Origin of the sequence: Streptomyces sp. NPDC002884 (genome assembly GCF_040295245.1) — a bacterium.
In the GTDB taxonomy this organism is placed as follows: domain Bacteria; phylum Actinomycetota; class Actinomycetes; order Streptomycetales; family Streptomycetaceae; genus Streptomyces.
The window spans coordinates 37,358-55,264 of sequence record NZ_JBEOVB010000015.1 but is presented as its reverse complement, the minus strand read 5'-3'; the positions used below and the strand labels follow the sequence as shown (position 1 = coordinate 55,264).

The 17,907-nt window shown below is 71.9% G+C and carries 18 protein-coding genes; 4 read left to right on the top strand and 14 right to left on the bottom strand.

The window, feature by feature from the left end; translation table 11 throughout:
- Window positions 1–6: 6 nt before the first annotated feature.
- The 3 genes from ABT070_RS27140 to ABT070_RS27130 form a co-directional block, all read right to left on the bottom strand.
- Complete coding sequence (locus ABT070_RS27140; RefSeq protein ID WP_351764483.1) at window positions 7–1,590, bottom strand: TROVE domain-containing protein; 1,584 nt, start codon at window positions 1,588–1,590, stop codon at window positions 7–9.
- Between the two features lie 362 nt (window positions 1,591–1,952).
- Window positions 1,953–3,416: an alkaline phosphatase PhoX gene (locus tag ABT070_RS27135; RefSeq protein WP_351764482.1), complete on the bottom strand. Its 1,464-nt coding sequence runs from the start codon at window positions 3,414–3,416 to the stop codon at window positions 1,953–1,955.
- A gap of 176 nt (window positions 3,417–3,592) precedes the next feature.
- Window positions 3,593–5,020 carry a hypothetical protein gene (locus tag ABT070_RS27130; RefSeq protein WP_351764481.1) on the bottom strand — a complete coding sequence of 476 codons (1,428 nt, stop codon included), beginning with the start codon at window positions 5,018–5,020 and terminating at the stop codon, window positions 3,593–3,595.
- A gap of 292 nt (window positions 5,021–5,312) precedes the next feature.
- Between ABT070_RS27130 and ABT070_RS27125 the strand changes: the two genes are divergently transcribed.
- Window positions 5,313–7,139 (top strand): DUF8508 domain-containing protein, encoded by a 1,827-nt coding sequence (locus ABT070_RS27125; RefSeq protein WP_351764480.1) that lies wholly within the window; start codon window positions 5,313–5,315, stop codon window positions 7,137–7,139.
- A gap of 15 nt (window positions 7,140–7,154) precedes the next feature.
- Here the strand turns inward: ABT070_RS27125 and ABT070_RS27120 are convergent, their stop codons facing one another.
- From ABT070_RS27120 to ABT070_RS27105, 4 genes are all read right to left on the bottom strand, one after another.
- On the bottom strand, window positions 7,155–7,898 hold the full coding sequence (locus ABT070_RS27120; protein WP_351764479.1) for an SRPBCC family protein: 744 nt from the start codon (window positions 7,896–7,898) through the stop codon (window positions 7,155–7,157).
- A 13-nt stretch (window positions 7,899–7,911) separates the two neighbouring features.
- Complete coding sequence (locus ABT070_RS27115) at window positions 7,912–8,550, bottom strand: ArsR/SmtB family transcription factor (RefSeq protein ID WP_351764478.1); 639 nt, start codon at window positions 8,548–8,550, stop codon at window positions 7,912–7,914.
- A gap of 244 nt (window positions 8,551–8,794) precedes the next feature.
- Window positions 8,795–9,358, bottom strand: a complete 564-nt coding sequence (locus ABT070_RS27110) for a DUF3618 domain-containing protein (protein WP_351764477.1) — start codon at window positions 9,356–9,358, stop codon at window positions 8,795–8,797.
- On the bottom strand, window positions 9,355–9,831 hold the full coding sequence (locus ABT070_RS27105) for a phage holin family protein (RefSeq protein WP_451101502.1): 477 nt from the start codon (window positions 9,829–9,831) through the stop codon (window positions 9,355–9,357). Before ABT070_RS27105 ends, ABT070_RS27110 begins: the two co-directional genes overlap by 4 nt.
- Before the next feature lie 153 nt (window positions 9,832–9,984).
- Here ABT070_RS27105 and dapA point away from each other — a divergent pair, with 153 nt between their 5' ends.
- Entirely contained in the window at window positions 9,985–10,950 is a 966-nt protein-coding gene (dapA, locus tag ABT070_RS27100; protein ID WP_351764476.1) for a 4-hydroxy-tetrahydrodipicolinate synthase, read from the top strand.
- 18 nt (window positions 10,951–10,968) lie between these two features.
- Here the strand turns inward: dapA and ABT070_RS27095 are convergent, their stop codons facing one another.
- Both ABT070_RS27095 and ABT070_RS27090 read right to left on the bottom strand, forming a co-directional pair.
- Complete coding sequence (locus ABT070_RS27095) at window positions 10,969–12,189, bottom strand: WD40 repeat domain-containing protein (protein WP_351764475.1); 1,221 nt, start codon at window positions 12,187–12,189, stop codon at window positions 10,969–10,971.
- Entirely contained in the window at window positions 12,186–12,743 is a 558-nt protein-coding gene (locus ABT070_RS27090) for a SigE family RNA polymerase sigma factor (protein WP_351764616.1), read from the bottom strand. Before ABT070_RS27090 ends, ABT070_RS27095 begins: the two co-directional genes overlap by 4 nt.
- Window positions 12,744–12,880: 137 nt before the next feature.
- Here ABT070_RS27090 and ABT070_RS27085 point away from each other — a divergent pair, with 137 nt between their 5' ends.
- Window positions 12,881–13,384: an HAD domain-containing protein gene (locus tag ABT070_RS27085; RefSeq protein ID WP_351764474.1), complete on the top strand. Its 504-nt coding sequence runs from the start codon at window positions 12,881–12,883 to the stop codon at window positions 13,382–13,384.
- Window positions 13,385–13,555: 171 nt separating this feature from the next.
- Here ABT070_RS27085 and dapD read toward each other — a convergent pair whose 3' ends face one another.
- From dapD to ABT070_RS27070, 3 genes are all read right to left on the bottom strand, one after another.
- Window positions 13,556–14,545 carry a 2,3,4,5-tetrahydropyridine-2,6-dicarboxylate N-succinyltransferase gene (gene dapD, locus ABT070_RS27080; RefSeq protein WP_351764473.1) on the bottom strand — a complete coding sequence of 330 codons (990 nt, stop codon included), beginning with the start codon at window positions 14,543–14,545 and terminating at the stop codon, window positions 13,556–13,558.
- 429 nt (window positions 14,546–14,974) lie between these two features.
- Window positions 14,975–15,598 (bottom strand): TetR/AcrR family transcriptional regulator, encoded by a 624-nt coding sequence (locus ABT070_RS27075; RefSeq protein WP_351764472.1) that lies wholly within the window; start codon window positions 15,596–15,598, stop codon window positions 14,975–14,977.
- Window positions 15,598–15,918 (bottom strand): DMT family transporter, encoded by a 321-nt coding sequence (locus ABT070_RS27070; RefSeq protein ID WP_351764471.1) that lies wholly within the window; start codon window positions 15,916–15,918, stop codon window positions 15,598–15,600. The genes ABT070_RS27075 and ABT070_RS27070 overlap by 1 nt, the downstream gene beginning before the upstream one ends.
- A 246-nt stretch (window positions 15,919–16,164) precedes the next feature.
- Between ABT070_RS27070 and ABT070_RS27065 the strand changes: the two genes are divergently transcribed.
- Window positions 16,165–17,004 (top strand): AbfB domain-containing protein, encoded by an 840-nt coding sequence (locus tag ABT070_RS27065; RefSeq protein ID WP_351764470.1) that lies wholly within the window; start codon window positions 16,165–16,167, stop codon window positions 17,002–17,004.
- A gap of 93 nt (window positions 17,005–17,097) precedes the next feature.
- Here ABT070_RS27065 and ABT070_RS27060 read toward each other — a convergent pair whose 3' ends face one another.
- Both ABT070_RS27060 and sufU read right to left on the bottom strand, forming a co-directional pair.
- Window positions 17,098–17,430, bottom strand: coding sequence for a metal-sulfur cluster assembly factor (locus tag ABT070_RS27060; protein WP_020130530.1), 333 nt, complete (start codon window positions 17,428–17,430; stop codon window positions 17,098–17,100).
- A complete protein-coding gene (gene sufU, locus ABT070_RS27055; RefSeq protein ID WP_351764469.1) occupies window positions 17,427–17,894 on the bottom strand; it encodes a Fe-S cluster assembly sulfur transfer protein SufU in 468 nt (155 codons plus the stop codon). Before sufU ends, ABT070_RS27060 begins: the two co-directional genes overlap by 4 nt.
- Window positions 17,895–17,907: the final 13 nt, after the last annotated feature.

Genomic DNA, 17,907 nt, shown 5'->3' with positions numbered 1-17,907 from the left:
CGGCTCTCAGGCCGCCCACGGCCACCGCGTGTCGTCGGCGGCCTCGAGCAGCGGCACCATCCGGAAGGCCGCGTCCGAGAGCCCGCCGAAGGTGTGCCGGTTGCCCTTGCCCGACGGACCGTGGCCCGCGCGGTGGCCGGCCAGGTTCCAGGTGTAGACCGGCACGTTCGCCGGTACCTGGTCGGTCGGGTCGCCGTGGCGGCTCGCGGCGAACTGCTCGTCGGTCACGATCAGCACCCGGTCGTGTGCGCGGTAGTGCCGGCGCACGGCCTCGGTGGTGTCCGTACCACCGAGGTCACCGAAACGCTCCAGAATCTTCACCATGGACTCCCCCTTACGGAACTTGATCGTGTTGCTGCCGGTACCGAACTCGACGAGGTCGGCGTCGGCCGCCCGCAGCGCGAGCGCCGTGCCGAAGATCGCCGCCGCGTCGGCCCGGTTGAGCGCGGAACGGTCGGACAGCCGTGCGTAGAACATCGAGCCCGAGCGGTCGACGAGCACCAGCGTCCGGCCGGGCAGCGCGGGCACGTTGGCCAGCGAGTGGCCGAGCGCCCGCTCCAGCGGGTACGCCCAGCGCAGCGAGGGCGCGTGCTGGTAGGCGGCGAGGTACCGGAAGGGGAACTGCCGCGAGCGCGTCACCTCCGCCGGGTCGCTGATCTTCGCCGCCACCCGCGCCGCGACCTCGTCGCAGACACCCGCCTCGTCGAAGTTGCGCAGGTTGCGGGTCACGGCCATGGCCCCCATGGAGGGGATGACCGCCTCCCAGGCCGCCCTGTCCATCGGCCCCTGGAGCCAGCCGGCCAGCGCCTCCCAGGTCATCCCGGCCGCCGCGAGCCGCTCGGCCCCGGCCTGCGAGGTGACCACCGCCCGCCGGTCCTCGACGGGCAGCGCCATCAGCTCGCGGTGCGCGGTCAGGACGCGGTCCGAGGCGGGCGGCACGGCGGTGTCCGGGTGGTGCCGGCGGTCCAGCGCGTACCGGAACAGCTCGCCCTGCCACGGCTTGTCCGGGTCGGGCGCCGCGTGCACCAGGTTGAGGACGTCACCGAAGCGGTAGCCCTTGGACGCGGTGTCGTACTTCAGCAGCGACCTGCCGTTGTACAGCCGTCGTACGGCGTCGGCGATCCCCCGCTTGACGGGCTTGGGGATGTTGCGGCCGTACGTCGCCGTCCAGTACGCGAGCAACTCGCCGGGCTCGTCGGGCCGCTGCAGCACGGAGTCCACGACCTGCCGGTTCGACGGACCCTCGGTCACGCCCGCCGCCAGACGGGCGTGTACGTACTCGGCGGCCCCGACGACCGCGGCGGTACGGAGGTTGCCCTCGCCGCGCAGCCAGCCGAGCAGGCCGGCCGTCCAGGACGGGTCGCCGACGGCCAGTTCGCGCAGCAGCTTCGTGAAGCGGTCGTCGCGGGCGGCGCCGGTCTCGTAGAAGGTCTGCTGGGAGACGAAGTTGGCCACGGCCAGCAGAAAGAGCTCGGAGCGGGCGTCCCGCTCGTGTCCTGCGCCGCCCTGGTGGGTGCGGAGTGTGCGGCCCGTGGTGGTCACGGGCGAGGTGGGCTGCGATTTCCGGGCACGGACATTGAAGCGCGCCATCATGAATTCCCCCGAATTCAATGCTGATTCAGTCGTGTATCGGGGAGTGGCGCAGCATAAGGAGGGTGCCCGAGATCAGGAGTCGGCGACGGACTTAGCCAGATGCTCTGACCGACTGAGCTACATCGGCCTGAAGCCGATGACGGGACTCGAACCCGCGACCGTCCGATCCAATGAAGTAACCGTTGCCTGCGCACCGGGCACCCACCACATGCTGCGCCTCCCGAGATCGAGTCGGCGGCGGCGTCGATTTCTGTTGCAAAGAAGTAGCCGCAGCCTGCGCACCGGGAGGTGCGTTGTCGTGATCTCAATCTAGGAGACGCAGCACGGAAGTCGCGAGCGAATTAACAGGTGCCGGTGAATTACCGCTGCTGGCGCTTCCAGGGCCCGGTGATCGCCAGCATGATGCCCGGGGTCTGGATGTTGGCGAAGAGGGTGTGGCCGTCGGGCGAGAAAGTGACGCCGGTGAACTCGCTGTACTCCGGCTCGTCCGCGGTGCCGATGTTCAGTTCGTTGCGGGCGATGGGGTAGGTGCGGCCGCTGTCGGTCGCGCCGAACAGGTGCTGGACGCCCTCGCCGTCCTCGGCGATGACGAGACCGCCGTACGGGGAGACGGTGATGTTGTCGGGGCCGTCGAAGGCGCCGTCGACGGACGGGTCGGGGTTCACGCCGAGCAGGACCTTCAGGGTCAGGGTGCGGCGCTTGGGGTCGTAGAACCAGACGGCGCCGTCGTGCTGGACGGGGCTCTCGTCACGGGCGTAGGAGGAGACGATGTAGGTGCCGCCGTCGCCCCACCACATGCCCTCCAGCTTGCGGGCGCGGGTGACCTGGCCTTCGGTGAACTGCTTGCGGACGGAGACCGTCCTGGCGTCGCGGTCGGGGACGTCGATCCAGTCGACGCCGTAGACCGTGCCGATCTTCGTGGCGCGGGAGAGGTCGTCGACGAACTTGCCGCCGGAGTCGAAGCACTTGAACGCCTGGAGGACGCCGGCGTCGTCGGCGAGGGTGCGCAGCTTGCCGCGGCCGTGCCGGAAGCCCGCCGGCGGGGTCCAGCGGAAGAGCAGGCCGTTGGGGCCGGAGGCGTCCTCGGTGAGGTAGGCGTGACCGCGCTTGGGGTCGATGACGACCGCCTCGTGGGCGTACCGGCCGAACGCCTTGACGGGCTTCGGATCGCGGTTGGCACGGCGGTCCTCGGGGTCCACCTCGAAGATGTAGCCGTGGTCCTTGGTCATGCCGTTCTGGCCGGCCTTGTCCTCGGTCTCCTCGCCGGTGAGCCAGGTGTCCCAAGGGGTGGTGCCGCCCGCGCAGTTGGTGGAGGTGCCGGCGATGCCGACCCATTCGGCGACATGGCCGCCGGGGCGCACCTCGACGACCGTGCAGCCGCCGGCCGCCGCCGGGTCGTAGACCAGGCCCTCGGTGAGCGGGACCGGGTACGCCCAGCTCGCGCGCGGGCCCTTCAGTTCGTGGTTGTTGACGAGCAGCGTCGCGCCGCGCGGGCCGCAGAAGGTGGCGGTGCCGTCGTGGTTGGACGGCGTGATCTCGCCGGACTCCAGCTTCGTCCTGCCGCTGTAGGTGATGACGCGGTACGTGAACCCGGCGGGCAGCGCGAGGATGCCCGCGGGGTCGGACAGCAGCGGTCCGTAGCCGACCCCGTGGTGCCCGGCCGCCGGCTTCCGCGTCGCGTCGGCGGTGTCCGCCGCGGACTCGGTCTCCGTGGAGGCGAGGGCGTTCGGCGCGGTGGCGAGGGCGCCTACGCTGCCCGCCAGCGCGACCCCGGCACCGGTGATCGCGGATTGTCGGGCGAAGTCCCTGCGGGTGAGCGACATGGTGTCTCCTGAGACGCGGTGGAAGTGCCGTGGAGGGTGGCGGACCTCGGTTCGGCGCCACCGTCCCGCCCATGCCTGAACAGGAGTTGAACGGGGGGCGACTTCAGGGGACCCGCTTCCATGAATCCGTACGGATCAGGCCACGGGAGACCAAAGAGGCCCGCACCGCGGACGGCTCATCCGCCCTGCTGCGACCGTGCCTTGAAGGCCGCCTTGCGTGCTTCCTTCGCGATGCGCTTGTCCGGATGCAGGCGTCCCATCGCCTCCAGGACGTCCGGGGTCGCCGGGTGGTCGACGCGCCAGGCCGCCGAGAAGAACCCGCCGTGCTGCTGGGCCAGCCCCTCGACGAGTGCCTGGAGCTCCTCGGAGTTGCCCTCCGCGGCGAGCTGCGCCGCCACCGTGTCGATGGTGAGCCAGAAGACCAGGTCCTCGGAGGGCGCCGGTACGTCCGTCGCGCCGAGCTCGCTGAGCCAGACGCGGGCGAGGCCGCCGAGTTCGGCGTCGTCGAGGACCTCGCGGACGGCGGGTTCGGCCTGGCCGCCGACGAGGGACAGGGCCTGCTGGCAGCGCAGCCGTCGCAGCGGGGCGCCCGGGTCCGAGCCGCGGGCGGCGGCCAGCAACTCCCTTGCGGCGTCGAGGGGTTCGCGGCGCACCAGCCACTGCTCGGTCTCGGCGAGGGCGGCGCGCGAGCCGTAGCCGGCGCTGCCGTCGAGGAGGACGTCGGCGCCCTTGTCGGCGAGGTCTCCGACGGCCGGGGCCTGGAAGCCGGCCTCCAGCAGCCGGGCCCGCAGCCCGTACACGCCGAGGGGGGTGAGCCGGACCATGCCGTAGCGGGAGACGTCGGTGTCGTCGACGGGGGCGGCGGGCTCCTCGTCGGGGTCCGCCATCAGGTCCTCGTCGACGGGCCGGTAGGCGACGATCCCGATCGGCTCCAGCAGCCGGAACTGGTCGTCGAGCCGCATCATCGCGTCGGAGACCTGCTCCAGGACGTCGTTGGTGGGCTCGTCCATGTCACCGGGGATGATCATCGACGCGGCGAGGGCGGGCAGCGGGACCGGGGCGTCGCCGGGGCCGTCCTCGCTGGCAGTGAGCAGGTAGAGGTTGCCGAGGACACCGTCGAGGAACTCGGCCTCGGCCTCGGGGTTCCAGTCGAGCCGGGAGAAGTCGACCTCGCCGCCCTCGTCCATCGCCTCCATCAGCTCGTCCAGGTCGGGGACGGCCGCGTCGGCGAGGACGGTCTCCAGGGCGCCGAGCCAGACGGCGAGGATGTCGTGCGGGGAACCGCCGGTCAGCAGGGCCAGGTCCTCGCCGGCCGTGACGGTGCCGGCCTCCTCGTCGACGACCTCCACGAGCCCGGCGTCCACGGCGACCCGCCAGGCCTCGCTCGCGTAGGCGGCGGCGTCGTCCCCGGTCAGTCCCAGTACCTCGGCGGCGGGTGCCAGCTGTTCCTCGACGAGTCCGCCCCCGGCGTCGACCCGGGTGCCGGGACCGGCCCAGCGGGCGAGCAGGGCGGCCCGGGAGAGCAACGGCGTGGACAGCGCGTCGCGCGCCAGCTCCGCTTCGGGGTGCAGCCGCACCGGCGGGAGGGGGGAGCTGTCTGACATCGGCTGGTTCTCCTAGGGCGCGTGGTGCCACCGGCCCGCTGGGGGCACTGGGCCACTCAGCCTAGACGGGTATGGACCCATGCCGCCCGGTTCATCTCCCCGCCGGGCGGCGTACATGGCTGAAACCTTGACAAGTGGCGTGACCAGGCAGGAGATTGACGCGCGTAGAAATCCGATGGACATCTGTTCACTGTATTTTCTACGCGCGTCGCGTCCGCCTCGCGGATCGCGGCCCCTCGTTCCACGCTCCACCCTCGTCCCGGCGCTCATGTACGTCCCCGGAGGGATTCCGTTGCCGAGCAAGAAGTCCGCGCGTCTCGCCGCGCTCACCGTCGCCGCCGTCTGTTCCGCGGCCTCCACCGTCGCCCTCTCCGCGCCCGCGCACGCGGAGACGGTGGCCATCCACGACATCCAGGGCACGACCCGGGTGTCGCCGTACGCCGGCCAGGCGGTCACGGGTGTGGCCGGAATCGTCACCGGCGTACGCACCTACGGCTCGTCCAGAGGCTTCTGGATCCAGGATCCGAACCCGGACGCCGACCCGGCCACCAGTGAGGGCGTCTTCGTCTTCACCAGCTCCGTCCCGAAGGTCGCCGTCGGTGACTCCGTCACGGTCACCGGCACGGTCTCGGAGTTCGTCCCGGGCGGCGCCTCGACCGGCAACCAGACGATCACGGAGATCACCAAGCCGACGGTGACCGTCGTCTCCGCCGGCAACGCGGTCCCGGCCGCGACGGTCGTGAACGCGAAGTCGGTCCCGGCCGCGTACACCCCGGCCGGCGACACCGCCGCGAGCAACTCGATCAACGCGCTCACCCTGCGGCCCGCCAAGTACGCCCTGGACTACTACGAGTCCCTCGAGGGCATGAACGTCCAGGTCGCCGACGCCCGCGTGGTCACCGCCACCGACCCGTACACCGAGCTGTGGGTCACGGTGAAGCCGCGCGAGAACACCAGCCGCCGCGGGGGCGCGCTGTACGGCTCCTACACCTCGCAGAACACCGGCCGGCTCCAGATCCAGTCGCTCGGCGCGACGGCGGACTTCCCCGTCGCGAACGTCGGCGACACGCTCACCGGCGTCACCGCGGGCCCGCTGGACTACAACCAGTTCGGCGGCTACACCCTCGTCGCCGGTCAGCTCGGCACGCTGAAGAGCGGTGGCCTGGAGCGGGAGACGACGCAGAAGCAGAAGAAGGGCGAGCTGGCGGTCGCGACGTACAACGTCGAGAACCTCGACCCGTCCGACGCCACGTTCGAGGAGCACGCCTCCGCGATCGTGAACAACCTGAAGTCGCCCGACATCGTGTCCCTGGAGGAGATCCAGGACAACAACGGCGCGACCAACGACGGCACGGTCGCCGCCGATGTGACGGTCGGCAAGCTGATCGACGCCATCGTGGCCGCGGGCGGCCCGGCGTACGACTGGCGCTCGATCGACCCGACGAACAACACCGACGGCGGCGAGCCGGGCGGAAACATCCGTCAAGTGTTCCTGTTCAACCCGGAGCGGGTCTCCTTCACCGACCGCGCGGGCGGCGACGCCGGCACGGCCGTCGGTGTCACCAAGGTGCGCGGCAAGGCCCAGCTCACCGCCTCCCCCGGCCGCATCGACCCGGCCGACACGGCCTGGGCGACCAGCCGCAAGCCGCTGGTGGGCGAGTTCGTCTTCCGTGGCCGCACGGTCTTCGTGATCGCCAACCACTTCAACTCCAAGGGCGGCGACCAGGGCCTGACCGCGCAGTACCAGCCGGTGGTGCGCAGCTCGGAGACCCAGCGCCACCAGCAGGCGACGCTGGTCAACGCGTTCGTGAAGGACATCCTCGACACGCAGAAGAACGCGGACGTCATCGCGCTGGGCGACATCAACGACTTCGAGTTCTCCGGCACCGCGCAGCTCCTCGAGGGTGACGGCGAGCTGTGGTCGGCGATCAAGTCGCTCCCGAAGAACGAGCGTTACACCTACGACTACCAGGGCAACCAGCAGGTCCTGGACCAGATCCTGGTGAGCCCGTCGATCCGGCGCGGCTGCGACTTCGAGTACGACAGCGTGCACATCAACTCGGAGTTCCACGACCAGATCAGCGACCACGACCCGCAGGTGCTGCGCTTCGAGCCGTAACACCGGCGGCCGCCGTCACCGGGGCGGGCCGAACACTCCGTTCAGCCAGCCCCGCCAGGCGGCCTCGTTCGCCTCGGCGTCGGCGTCCGGCGCGAAGTCGTGGACGCTGACGCCGACCGGGTAGCCCCAGTGGTTGCGGCCGAAGAAGCGGACGAGGGCGCTGTCGCCGCGCAGCCCGACGAAGTACGGGTTGCGGAAGTCGACCACGGCCTCGAGGAGCTGTCCCTCGGGGCCGCGGGCCTCCACGCGCGCGCCTTCGGCCGTGTCGTCCGCGAGGCCCAGCGCCCGCGCCACGGCGGTCAGGGCGTCGGGCGCCTTGGACGCGTCGGGCCCGTCGAAGGTGACGAAGGCGACCGGGCGGCCGTCGAAGTGCGTCAGGTACTGGCGCAGGGTGTGCAGGTAGAAGTCGGTGTGCCGGCCCGCCGCGTCGTACTGGTTGTCCCAGTCGTCGACGAAGATGCCGCTGTGCACATAGCGCACCCACGCGCGCCGACCCTCGTCGCGCGGCTCGACGGTGTAGTCGAGCTGGTTGAGGGTCTGCTCGGAGATGCCGTCGACGTTCTCGACCCGGTTGGTGTAGCGGTGCGGCGGGTCCCAGACGGTGACCGTGGACCCGAAGGGGCCCTTGCCGCCCTCGTGCGGCTCCGGCTCCTCCATCGGCCACAGCCAGCCGCCGGTCCCCGCGGTGAAGGCGTCCCACACCTGCTGCGGCGTGGCGTCGACCTCGAACTCGCGGGCGATCTCGAATTCCTTGGACATGGTTGGCTCCTGATTACTGACTGTCCAGTTCCTGGGTCTGGCTCGGGGTCGGGGTCGAGGGCTGCGCCGGGGTCTTGACCGTGGGATGGACGGCCACGACGATCCGGTGGTCCCGGCCGCTCTCGGCGTCGGGGGCGTCGTACTTGCGGATGAGCGCGCCGACGCCCGCCGTCAGCTCCTGGATGAACGCGGCCCGGTCCGCGGCCGAGGCGAAGCGCACCTCGCCGTCCAGCGCGTAGGTCGCCAGCCCCTTGCGGGCCTTCTCGGCTCCGGTGATCAGCGAGCCGACGTCACGCACCAGCCGGGCGCCGAGCGCGAGCAGCCAGCGCGCGGACAGCTGGTCCCGGAAGCGGTCAGGGTCCGGCTGCACCGCGGCGAGCGCGAGCGGCGAGATCACGTACGACGCCGCGGTCGCCCGCATCAGCCGCTCGGTCACGTTGCCCTTGCGGCGCTCACCGGCCAGCTCGACCAGGCCGTGCCGCTCCAGCGCCTTGAGGTGGTAGTTCACCTTCTGCCGCGGCAGCCCGACCTTGCCGGCCAGCATCGCCGCCGACGCGGGTCCGGCCGCCAGCTCGGCGAGCAGCCCGGCCCGTATGGGGTCCAGGGAGACGGCGGCGGCCTCGGGGTCCTCGATCACGGTCACGTCCAGCATGCGTCCACCGTCTCACCGAAAACTTTTTTTGTCCAGGACAACATGGTTTTCGGTCGTGGGTCAGGCGTGCCGGACAGGCCCGGGTGCCGGACAGGCCCGGGTGCCGGACAGGCCCGGGTGCCGGACAGGCCCGGGTGCCGGACAGGCCCGGGTGCCGGACAGGCCCGGGTGCCGGACAGGCCGGAGGCCCGGCACCCGCATACGGCGGATACCGGGCCTCCGGCCTGCGCACCGGCGTGGGCCACTACTCCGCCCTCGCCCTGCTCCTTCCGATCGCCCCGGCCGCCACCAGCGCCAGTACCGCCGCCGCGCCCACGACCACCGCCGGCCGCGGATGCCGCAGGACGAACCGCACGGGTACGCGGACCGGAGCGGGCGCCGACCGCTCCGCGGCGCGACCCGCGCGGGTCGCGTGGTCCCGCAGGTCGTGGCGGGCGTGGAACCCGTGGCCCTGGGCGCTGCGGCCGACGCGGGCGGCGGCGTCCCGCACGGCGTGCCGCGCACGGCCCGCTCGCCCCCGGGCCGCGTGGCCCGCCCCCGCCTGCGCCGCGTGCCCGGCGCGCCCCGCCCGCTCCTGCACCGCGTGGCCCGCGCGCCCGGCCCGTTCCTGCAGGTGATAGCTCGCCTGGGACGCCGTGCTGCGCAGCTGTACGGTCATCGCGCCGGCGCGGTCCATGAGGTCGGCGGCGCGGGCCCGGGTGCGGCCGCGGACGTCCGCCCTGGCCGCCAGCTCCTCGACCGTGACACCGAGCCGGTGCCGGGTCCGCTCGATCTGCCGACGCAGGTCGGCCGTCGTCCTGTCCGTCATCGGTGTGCCCTTTCCCTGATCTCCTCGACGTCGGCCCGGACGCTGCCGAGGGTCTCCTCGGGGGTGGGCGGCGCGGCCCGGCGCAGCTGGCCACGGCCGAGCGCGGCGAGCACACCGGCGATCACGAAGAGCACCGCCGTCACGATGAGCGCCGCCGCCCAGACGGGCAGCGTCAGCGAGAGGGCGGCGACGGCCGTACCGGCGAGGGCGAGCAGGCCGGCGTAGCCGAACGCGCCCGCGGCGCCGAGCAGACCTCCGCCGCGCCCGGCACGCCGGCCCTTCTCTGCGAACTCGTGCTTGGCGAGGGCCAGTTCCTGCCGTACGAGCCGGGAGAGCTGTTCGGTGCCCTGGTTGACGAGTTCGCCGACCGTGTGGTGCCCGTCGTTGTGGTGCCCGTTGCTGTGGTGCCCGTTGCTGTGCCCGTCGCTGTGGTGCCCCTCGCGGACGGGCCGGATGTCCGTGGTCCCGGTCACGGCGTTCCGCCTCCTCTCGGTTCCGGAGCATCCGGGTACCCCGGCCGGTCGCCGCTACCCCGCGGGCGGCGGGACATCAGTACAGGAACACTTATCCATATCCCGTAGAAAAATTAAGTAGAGCTTCACTGTCTTACGGCCGAGACTGCCCGTATGACGACAGCGCGCAGCACGCACCCGAGTCCGTCCCCCGCCCCGTCCCCTGCCCTGTCCCCTGCTCCGCCCCCCGCTCCGGCCTTCGGCCGTGCGCTCTGCGCGATGATCACGCCGTTCACCGGTACCGGCGCGCTGGACCTCGACGGGGCACGGCGGCTCGCCGACCGGCTGGTGTCCGCCGGCTGCGACGGGCTGGTGCTCTCCGGCACGACGGGTGAGTCGCCGACGACGTCGGACGCCGAGAAGGCGGAACTGGTGGCCGCGGTACGGGAGGCGGTGGGCGACCGGGCGTCGGTCGTGGCCGGGGTGGGCACGTCCGACACCCGCCACACCGTCGAACTCGCCCGGGCCGCCGAGAAGGCCGGCGCGGACGGGGTGCTCGTGGTCAGCCCGTACTACAGCAGGCCGCCGCAGGACGCCCTGGAGGAGCACTTCCGCGAGGTCGCGGACTCGTGCGGGCTGCCGGTGATGCTGTACGACATCCCCGGCCGCACGGGCACCCGGATCGAGCCGGACACCATGCTCCGGCTCGCCGAACACCCCCGGATCGTCGCGGTCAAGGACTGTTCCTACGACTTCCTCGGCGCGCAGAAGGTGCTCGCCCGCACCGAGTTGGCGTACTACGCGGGCTGCGAGGAGCACCTCCTCGCGCTGTACGCGGTGGGCGGGGCAGGTTACGTCAGCACGGTCGCGAACGTGGTGCCGGACCGGCTCCGGGCCGTCCTGGACGCGTTCGACGCGGGCCGCACCGCCGAAGCCGCCGGGCTTCAGCAGCAGGTCATGGAACTGGTGGAGTCGATGATGGCCTCGGGCCTGCCCGGAACCGTCACCGCCAAGGGGCTCCTGGGCGACCTGGGCCTGCCGGCCGGCCCGGTCCGGGCGCCGCTGCGGCCCGCCGACCGCGAGACGGTCGACGGGCTGCGCGCGGCCTACGAGCGGCTCGTGGCCCTGCCGGGTTCCTGAGCGCCCGGCGAGGGCCAGTCAGCGGTCCGCAAAGATCGGCGTCCAGCGTGCGAGGGTGTCGTCCCCGGTCGCCCGGAAGTCGCTGAGCGGGACGACCTCGTCGCTGTCGGGAGTGACCAGCACCAGCCGCTGGTGGTACTCGTCGCCGTCCGGGCCGATGTCCCAGGCGACGAGGGTGGAGTCGTCGGCCCAGGCGAGCAGTTGCTGGCCGCGCGTCTCGACGAGGTTCTTCCCGGTGCGGGGGTCGACGATCCAGGAGGACGTCTTGTACTTCTCGCCCGCGAAGTCACCGGCGAGCTTCCTGCCGTCGGGTGAGAGGCCCGCGTCGACGAACCACGACAGGTACTTCTCGCCCGCGGGCGGGCCCGCCTTCCCGCCCTGCCGGTCGTAGAACTGGTAACCGGGCTCCGAGGGCAGACCGGACCAGATGCGGCTGCCGTCACGGCTGAAGGCGAAGTCCTGGCGGCTGTTGAGGAAGGCGGTGGGGTCGTTCATGTCCGTGCCGGGCCTCACCTCGCTCCAGGAGCCGCTCCCGGAGGCCACGTCGAAGACGTGGAAACCGGTGCGGTACGACTGCGCCGTGTTCGCGTCCCAGCCTCCGGTACCGCCCTCCGACTTGACCCGCAGATCCGGGTTCGCGCTGTACGTCGTCGCGACCAGCTCACGGCCGTCCCGCGAGAACGCGAGCCCGGCGACGGCCTGCTCGACCGGGATCCACCGCTTGACCTCGCCGCTGGCCAGGTCGAGCAGGCCGATCCGGTGGACGGGCAGGTTCTGTTCCAGGACGGCGGCGGTCCGCAGCCCCGGCGCGACGGCGACCCACGACCACCGGGTGGTCTTCACGTACTTCCGCGTCGTCGGGTTCAGCAGCCAGTACGTGCGCGTCGCCACCGCCCGCTCGGCGGTCTGCGGGACGACGGTCGTCGCGTAGTACGCGGCCAGCGCCGTCCGCCCGGCCGCGATCAGATCGCGCGGCGGCGACTGGTCCGGGTGCGCGGTGATCCGGGTGGGCCGCGTGACGTCGGCGGGGCGCACATCGGTCGCGCCGCCGGAGTCCAGCCTCGGCACCGCCACGGCGACGGCCACCACGGCGACGGTCACGGCCGCCACGGACACGAACCGCCGGGCGCGGCGCCGGCGGCGCAGGGCGAGGACCCGGTCGACGAGTCCGGCCCGTGCCGGCTGCTGCTCGTCGGCCTGCTCGCGCAGGGAGTCGCGTACGAGTTCGTCGACGTTCACGGACGCACCTCCACGGGCGAGAAGTCACTGGACGGCGCCCTTTCGGCGTCCGCGCGGCCGAGGGCGGCCAGCTCCGGCGCGAGAGCGCGCAGCCGGGCGAGGGAGCGGTGGGTGGTGGACCGCACGGTGCCCACGGAGCAGCCGAGGAGCCCGGCCACCTCGGCCTCCGGCAGATCCTCGAAGTAGCGGAGGACGAGCACGGTGCGCTGGCGCGCCGTCAACCGGGACAGGGCCGCGCGCATCACGACCCGCAGTTCGGCGGCCGAGGACGCGTCCGGTCCGGCCCCGCGGTCCGGCGGTTCGGCGACACTGACCTCGCGCCGGGGCCACTTCAGACGCCAGCGGCTGATCTGCTGCCGGTAGAGCACCTGACGTACGTACGCCTCGGGTTCCTCGATGCGGTGCCAGCGGCCGGCCGCCTTCGCCAGGGCGTTCTGGAGCAGATCCTCACCGGCGTGCCGGTCGCCGCCACTGAGCAGGACGGCCGTCCTCAGCAGCGCCGACGATCTGCCGTCCACGAAATGTCGGAAGCTCTCCAGCGCCTCGGCATCCATCGTCACCTTCTCTTCCCCCGGGACCGGACCCGCTGCCGGCCCCCTGCACCCCTTGAGACGCGCACCCCCCGCCCCCGCTATGCCGCCCCGCACGAAATTCCGCCGACCGTCCGACCGTGCGCACGTACGGTGAACGCATGAGCCGACCGCTGCTCTACCTCGACGTCGACGGACCCCTCAACCCGTACGCGGCCAAGCCCTCGAAGCGGCCGGCGGGCTATACGACCATCAGGGCGTCCGTGGGCCGTGAGCGGCCGCTGCGGGTCTGGCTGCACCCCGGGCACGGCGCCGCCCTGCTCCGCCTCCCCTACGACCTGTGCTGGGCGACGACCTGGATGGACCGGGCCAACCGATGGATCGCGCCGGTGGTGGGGCTGCCGGAGCTTCCGTACGTCGACTTCGGCGAGGCGCTCTTCGCCCACCGGGCCGACGGGGTCCACTGGAAGACGGAGGCGATCGTCGCCCACGCGGCGGGCCGCCCCTTCGCCTGGGTGGACGACGAACAGTCCCCCGCCGACACGGCCTACGTCACCGCCCACCACCCGGCACCGGCTCTCCTGCACCACGTGGACCCCCGGCTCGGCCTGCGCGAGGAGGACTTCACGACCCTGACGCGGTTCGCGGCGGCACTCCCCGCCTGACGAAGCCCGGCCCGCCTCCCGTCGCCTGCACACACGCGAGCGCCCTCCCTGGCCGCACCGGGGCGGACGGGGAGGGCGCTCGACGACGACCGATGTCGACGACGGCCGGCAGCCGGGCCGCGGGCCAGGAAGCCGACCGGTCGGGCGGCCGCAGGTCGCGGCCGCCGCGGGTCAGTTGTGGCTGTGCAGGATCTCGTTCAGGCCGCCCCACACCGCGTTGTTCGGGCGGGCCTCGACCGCGCCGGTGACCGAGTTGCGGCGGAAGAGGATGTTCGAGGCGCCGGAGAGCTCGCGGGCCTTGACGATCTGGCCGTCGGGCATGGTGACGCGGGTGCCCGCGGTGACGTACAGGCCGGCCTCGACCACGCACTCGTCGCCGAGGGCGATGCCGACGCCCGCCTCGGCGCCGACGAGGCAGCGCTCGCCGATGGAGATGATCACGTTGCCGCCGCCGGACAGCGTGCCCATCGTGGAGGCGCCGCCGCCGATGTCCGAGCCGTCGCCGACGATGACGCCCGCGGAGATACGGCCCTCGACCATCGAGGTGCCGAGCGTGCCCGCGTTGAAGTTGACGAAGCCCTCGTGCATGACCGTGGTGCCCTCGGCGAGGTGGGCGCCGAGGCGGACCCGGTCGGCGTCGGCGATCCGGACGCCCTTCGGAGCGACGTAGTCCGTCATGCGCGGGAACTTGTCGATGGAGGTGACCTGGAGGTGCAGGCCCTGCGCGCGGGCGTTCAGGCGGACCTTCTCGATGTCGTCGACGGCGACCGGGCCGAGCGAGGTCCAGGCGACGTTGGCGAGGTGGCCGAACATGCCGTCCAGGCTCTGGCCGTGCGGCTTCACGAGCCGGTGGGAGAGCAGGTGCAGACGCAGGTAGACGTCGTGCGCGTCGAGCGGCTTGTCGTCGAGCGAGGCGATGACCGTGCGGACCGCGACCACCTCGACGCCGCGGCGGGCGTCCTGACCGATCGCCTTCGCCGCACCCTCGCCGAGCAGCTCCACGGCCTTCTCGGCGGACAGGCGCTCGGTGCCGGACGGGCCGGGCTCGGCGACGAGCGCGGGCGCCGGGAACCAGGTGTCGAGAACGGTGCCGTCGGCGGCGATCGTGGCGAGGCCGGCGGCCGCGGCGCCGGTGGTGCGGGGAACAGTCGTGTCGGTCATGAGGGCAACCTAACCGGCGGGGGGCCGCAGAGGCCAACCCGCACAGCGGTGTCTCAGGGGGCGGGCCGCACGCCCCCGCCGACCTGGTGAGTTCCTCCCGGGAACCGACCGCGTCAGCGGGGCCGCCGCCGACGGGAGGCGGCGGCGGCCCATGGCCCGCAGGACGAGCCTGGAGGATTCCGGCTGCGCCATCGCGCAGGCACTGGGCGTCGTCGGGGACCGGTAAACCCTGCCGACCGTCCGGGACACCGCGCGCGGGGTGCTGGCGTGCAGCCGAGCAGGCGAGCAGGCCGAAGCGGCTGACCCTGGTCGTGGACCGGGAGCGGGTCGTACGGCATGTGCGGTATCCGGTGACGGATGTGACCGACGTGACCGACGTGACCGACGTGACGGTCATGACGGACGTGGCGGGCGGTGTCGGGGAGACGCTCAGCGTCGTCCCGCGGCTGGGCGGGAACGCCGGCCCGACGGTGTGGCGGGGGGACCGGGGTCGGCGGGGGGACCGAGGGCGGCGGGGGCGGGAACGAGGCGTGTCAGCGCCTCGCGTGCGTACTCCTCGTCGTAGGGCGCGTCCGTCAGCAGCACCTGGAGACAGATCCCGTCCATCAGCGCGACCAGCGCGCGTGCGGTGAGGGGGTCGACGTGCCCGGCGAGGAGGGCGGCGAGGTCCTCGGCCCACTCGGCGGCGACGGGGCGCAGCGCGGGCCGTCGCAGGGCGGCCAGATACAGCTCGTACTCCAGCTCGACGCCGGTGCGTTCGCCGGCCAGCCATTCGCCGAGCAGTCCGGCCAGTTCGGCGGGCAGGTCGACGCGGGTGTCCGTCAGCCCGCCGTGCGCCGCGACCGCCTTGGCGAAGCCCTCGTTGGCCTGCCGCAGGGCGGCGATCATCAGTTCGTCGAGGGTGGCGAAGTGGTAGGTGGTGGAGCCGAGCGGCACGTCCGCCTCGGCGGCGACCGAGCGGTGGCTCAGCCCGGCCAGCCCCTTGTCCCCGACGACCCGGATCGCCGCGTCGATGATCCGCTGCCGCCGCTCGGGGTCGTGACGCCGGGGCATCAGTGCGCACCCCCCAGGTTCAGCACGACCACTCCCCCGACGATCAGCAGGATGCCGACGGCCTTGGTGGGCGTCAGGGACTCCCCGAACAGGGCCGGCCCTATGACGGCGATGGCCGCGGTGCCGACCCCGGCCCAGATCGCGTACGCCGTGCCGATGCCGACCGTCTTGAGGGTCTGGGCGAGGAGCAGGAAGGAGACGACATAGCCGGAGGCCGTCAGGAGCGAGGGCCAGAGCCTGCTGAAGCCGTCGCTGTACTTCATGGCGGTCGTCGCGGCCACCTCGGCGGCGATGGCGCCGGCCAGCGTCAGGTATCCCATGTGTACGAGCGTACACAACGATGCGTACGGGTGTACATAACGATACCGGGGCCGGCCCCCTCGTCCCAAGTCCCCCCAAGTCGCCGCAGGGCCGAACATGTTGTCGCCGTGGAGTCGAAAGCGTTATGGAAAGCGCTCACCCAAACGGCTGAACGTGAGCCACAGGTTCCACTACTGTTTCACCGTTCACACACCGGGCCATCGCAGCCGCGGCAGCCGTCAGGGGTACCGCTGGAGGAACAGCGCATGCCAGAAAACAAGTCCCGGCCGTCCCAGGAGCACTGGGAGAACGGCTGGGCCCCGGACACCTCCCGGGCACCCGGAACACGACGTCTCTGGCTGGCCGGCGGTCTCGCCGTGGCCACCATCGTGGCGTGCGTGACCGCAATCGCCTTGAACGACAAGCCCGTTGACGACAAGTCGGACGCCCGGCAGGGACAGACGCTGTCGGACGAGGAGACGGAGGGCGGCCTGATCTCCTTCGCCACCCCCTCCGCGAGCGGATCGGCGACACCGACGGGGAAGAGGAGCACGACCGCGTCCGCGTCCGCGTCGCCGAAGACCTCCTCCTCCCCCGAGGCGCAGGGCAGTTCGACGCCGGACGCCCCGGCCGCGCCGTCCGCGTCATCGACGACGACGAAGCCGTCCACTCCCAAACCGGCCGCCACGCAGCGCTCGGTCCGCTCGGTCAACTACCCCGACCGCTACTGGCACGTCAGCGGCGGCCTGGTGAAACTCGACCCGGTCGGCGGCTCGGAGTCCCGTGCGGACTCCACCTTCACCGTGGTGAAGGGCCTGGCCGACAGCTCCTGCTCCACCTTCGTCACGGCGGACGGGACATACCTGCGCCACCGTGACTTCGTCCTGCGCGCCGAACGCAACGACGGCTCCACCCTCTTCAAGCAGGACGCCACGTTCTGTGCCGTCCCCTCCTCCTACTCCTCCGGCGCGGTCATGCTGCAGTCGGTCAACTACCCCGGCCGTTTCCTGCGCCACAAGAACTTCTCGCTGCGCCTGGACACGTACGGCTACGGCTCCAACAACCGTGAGGACTACTCGTTCCGCCTGGTGGACGGGCTCGCCTGAGCACACACGAAAGCGGCGGCACCCGATGGGTGCCGCCGCTTTCGTGTGCGAGGGAGGATCCTCGCCGGGTTCCCCTACGGGATCTCCGACGTCTCAGACGTTGAAGCCCAGCGCGCGAAGCTGCTCGCGGCCGTCGTCCGTGATCTTGTCCGGGCCCCACGGCGGCATCCAGACCCAGTTGATGCGCAGCTCGTTGACCAGGCCGTCCGTGGCGGACTTCGCCTGGTCCTCGATCACGTCCGTCAACGGACAGGCCGCCGAGGTCAGGGTCATGTCGATCGTCGCGATGTTCGCGTCGTCGATGTGAATGCCGTAGATCAGCCCGAGGTTGACGACGTCGATACCCAGTTCGGGGTCGACGACGTCGTACAGCGCCTCGCGGACTTCCTCCTCGGAGGCCGGCTTCATCTCAAGGGTCTCGCTCATGCCGTCTTCCTTTCGGCGTCGGCTCCGCCCAGGGCCTGGGCCGTCGCGTCCTTCCACGCCATCCAGCTGAGGAGGGCGCACTTGACCCGGGCCGGGTACTTGGAGACACCGGCGAACGCGATCGCGTCCTCCAGCACCTCCTCCATCGCCTCGTCGGGCTCGATCCTGCCCTTGGACTGCATCAGCTCCAGGAATGCCTCCTGGATCTTCTGCGCCTCGGCCAGCTCCTTGCCGACCAGAAGGTCGTTGAGGACGGACGCGCTGGCCTGGCTGATGGAGCAGCCCTGGCCCTCGTAACTGACGTCCTCGATCTTCGTGCCGTCGTACTTCACACGGAGGGTGATCTCGTCACCGCAGGTCGGGTTCACATGGTGCACCTCGGCGTCGCCGTCGCGCAGGCCACGCCCGTGCGGGTGCTTGTAGTGATCCAGGATGACTTCCTGGTACATGGAGTCCAGCTTCACGGTCTCAGCTCAC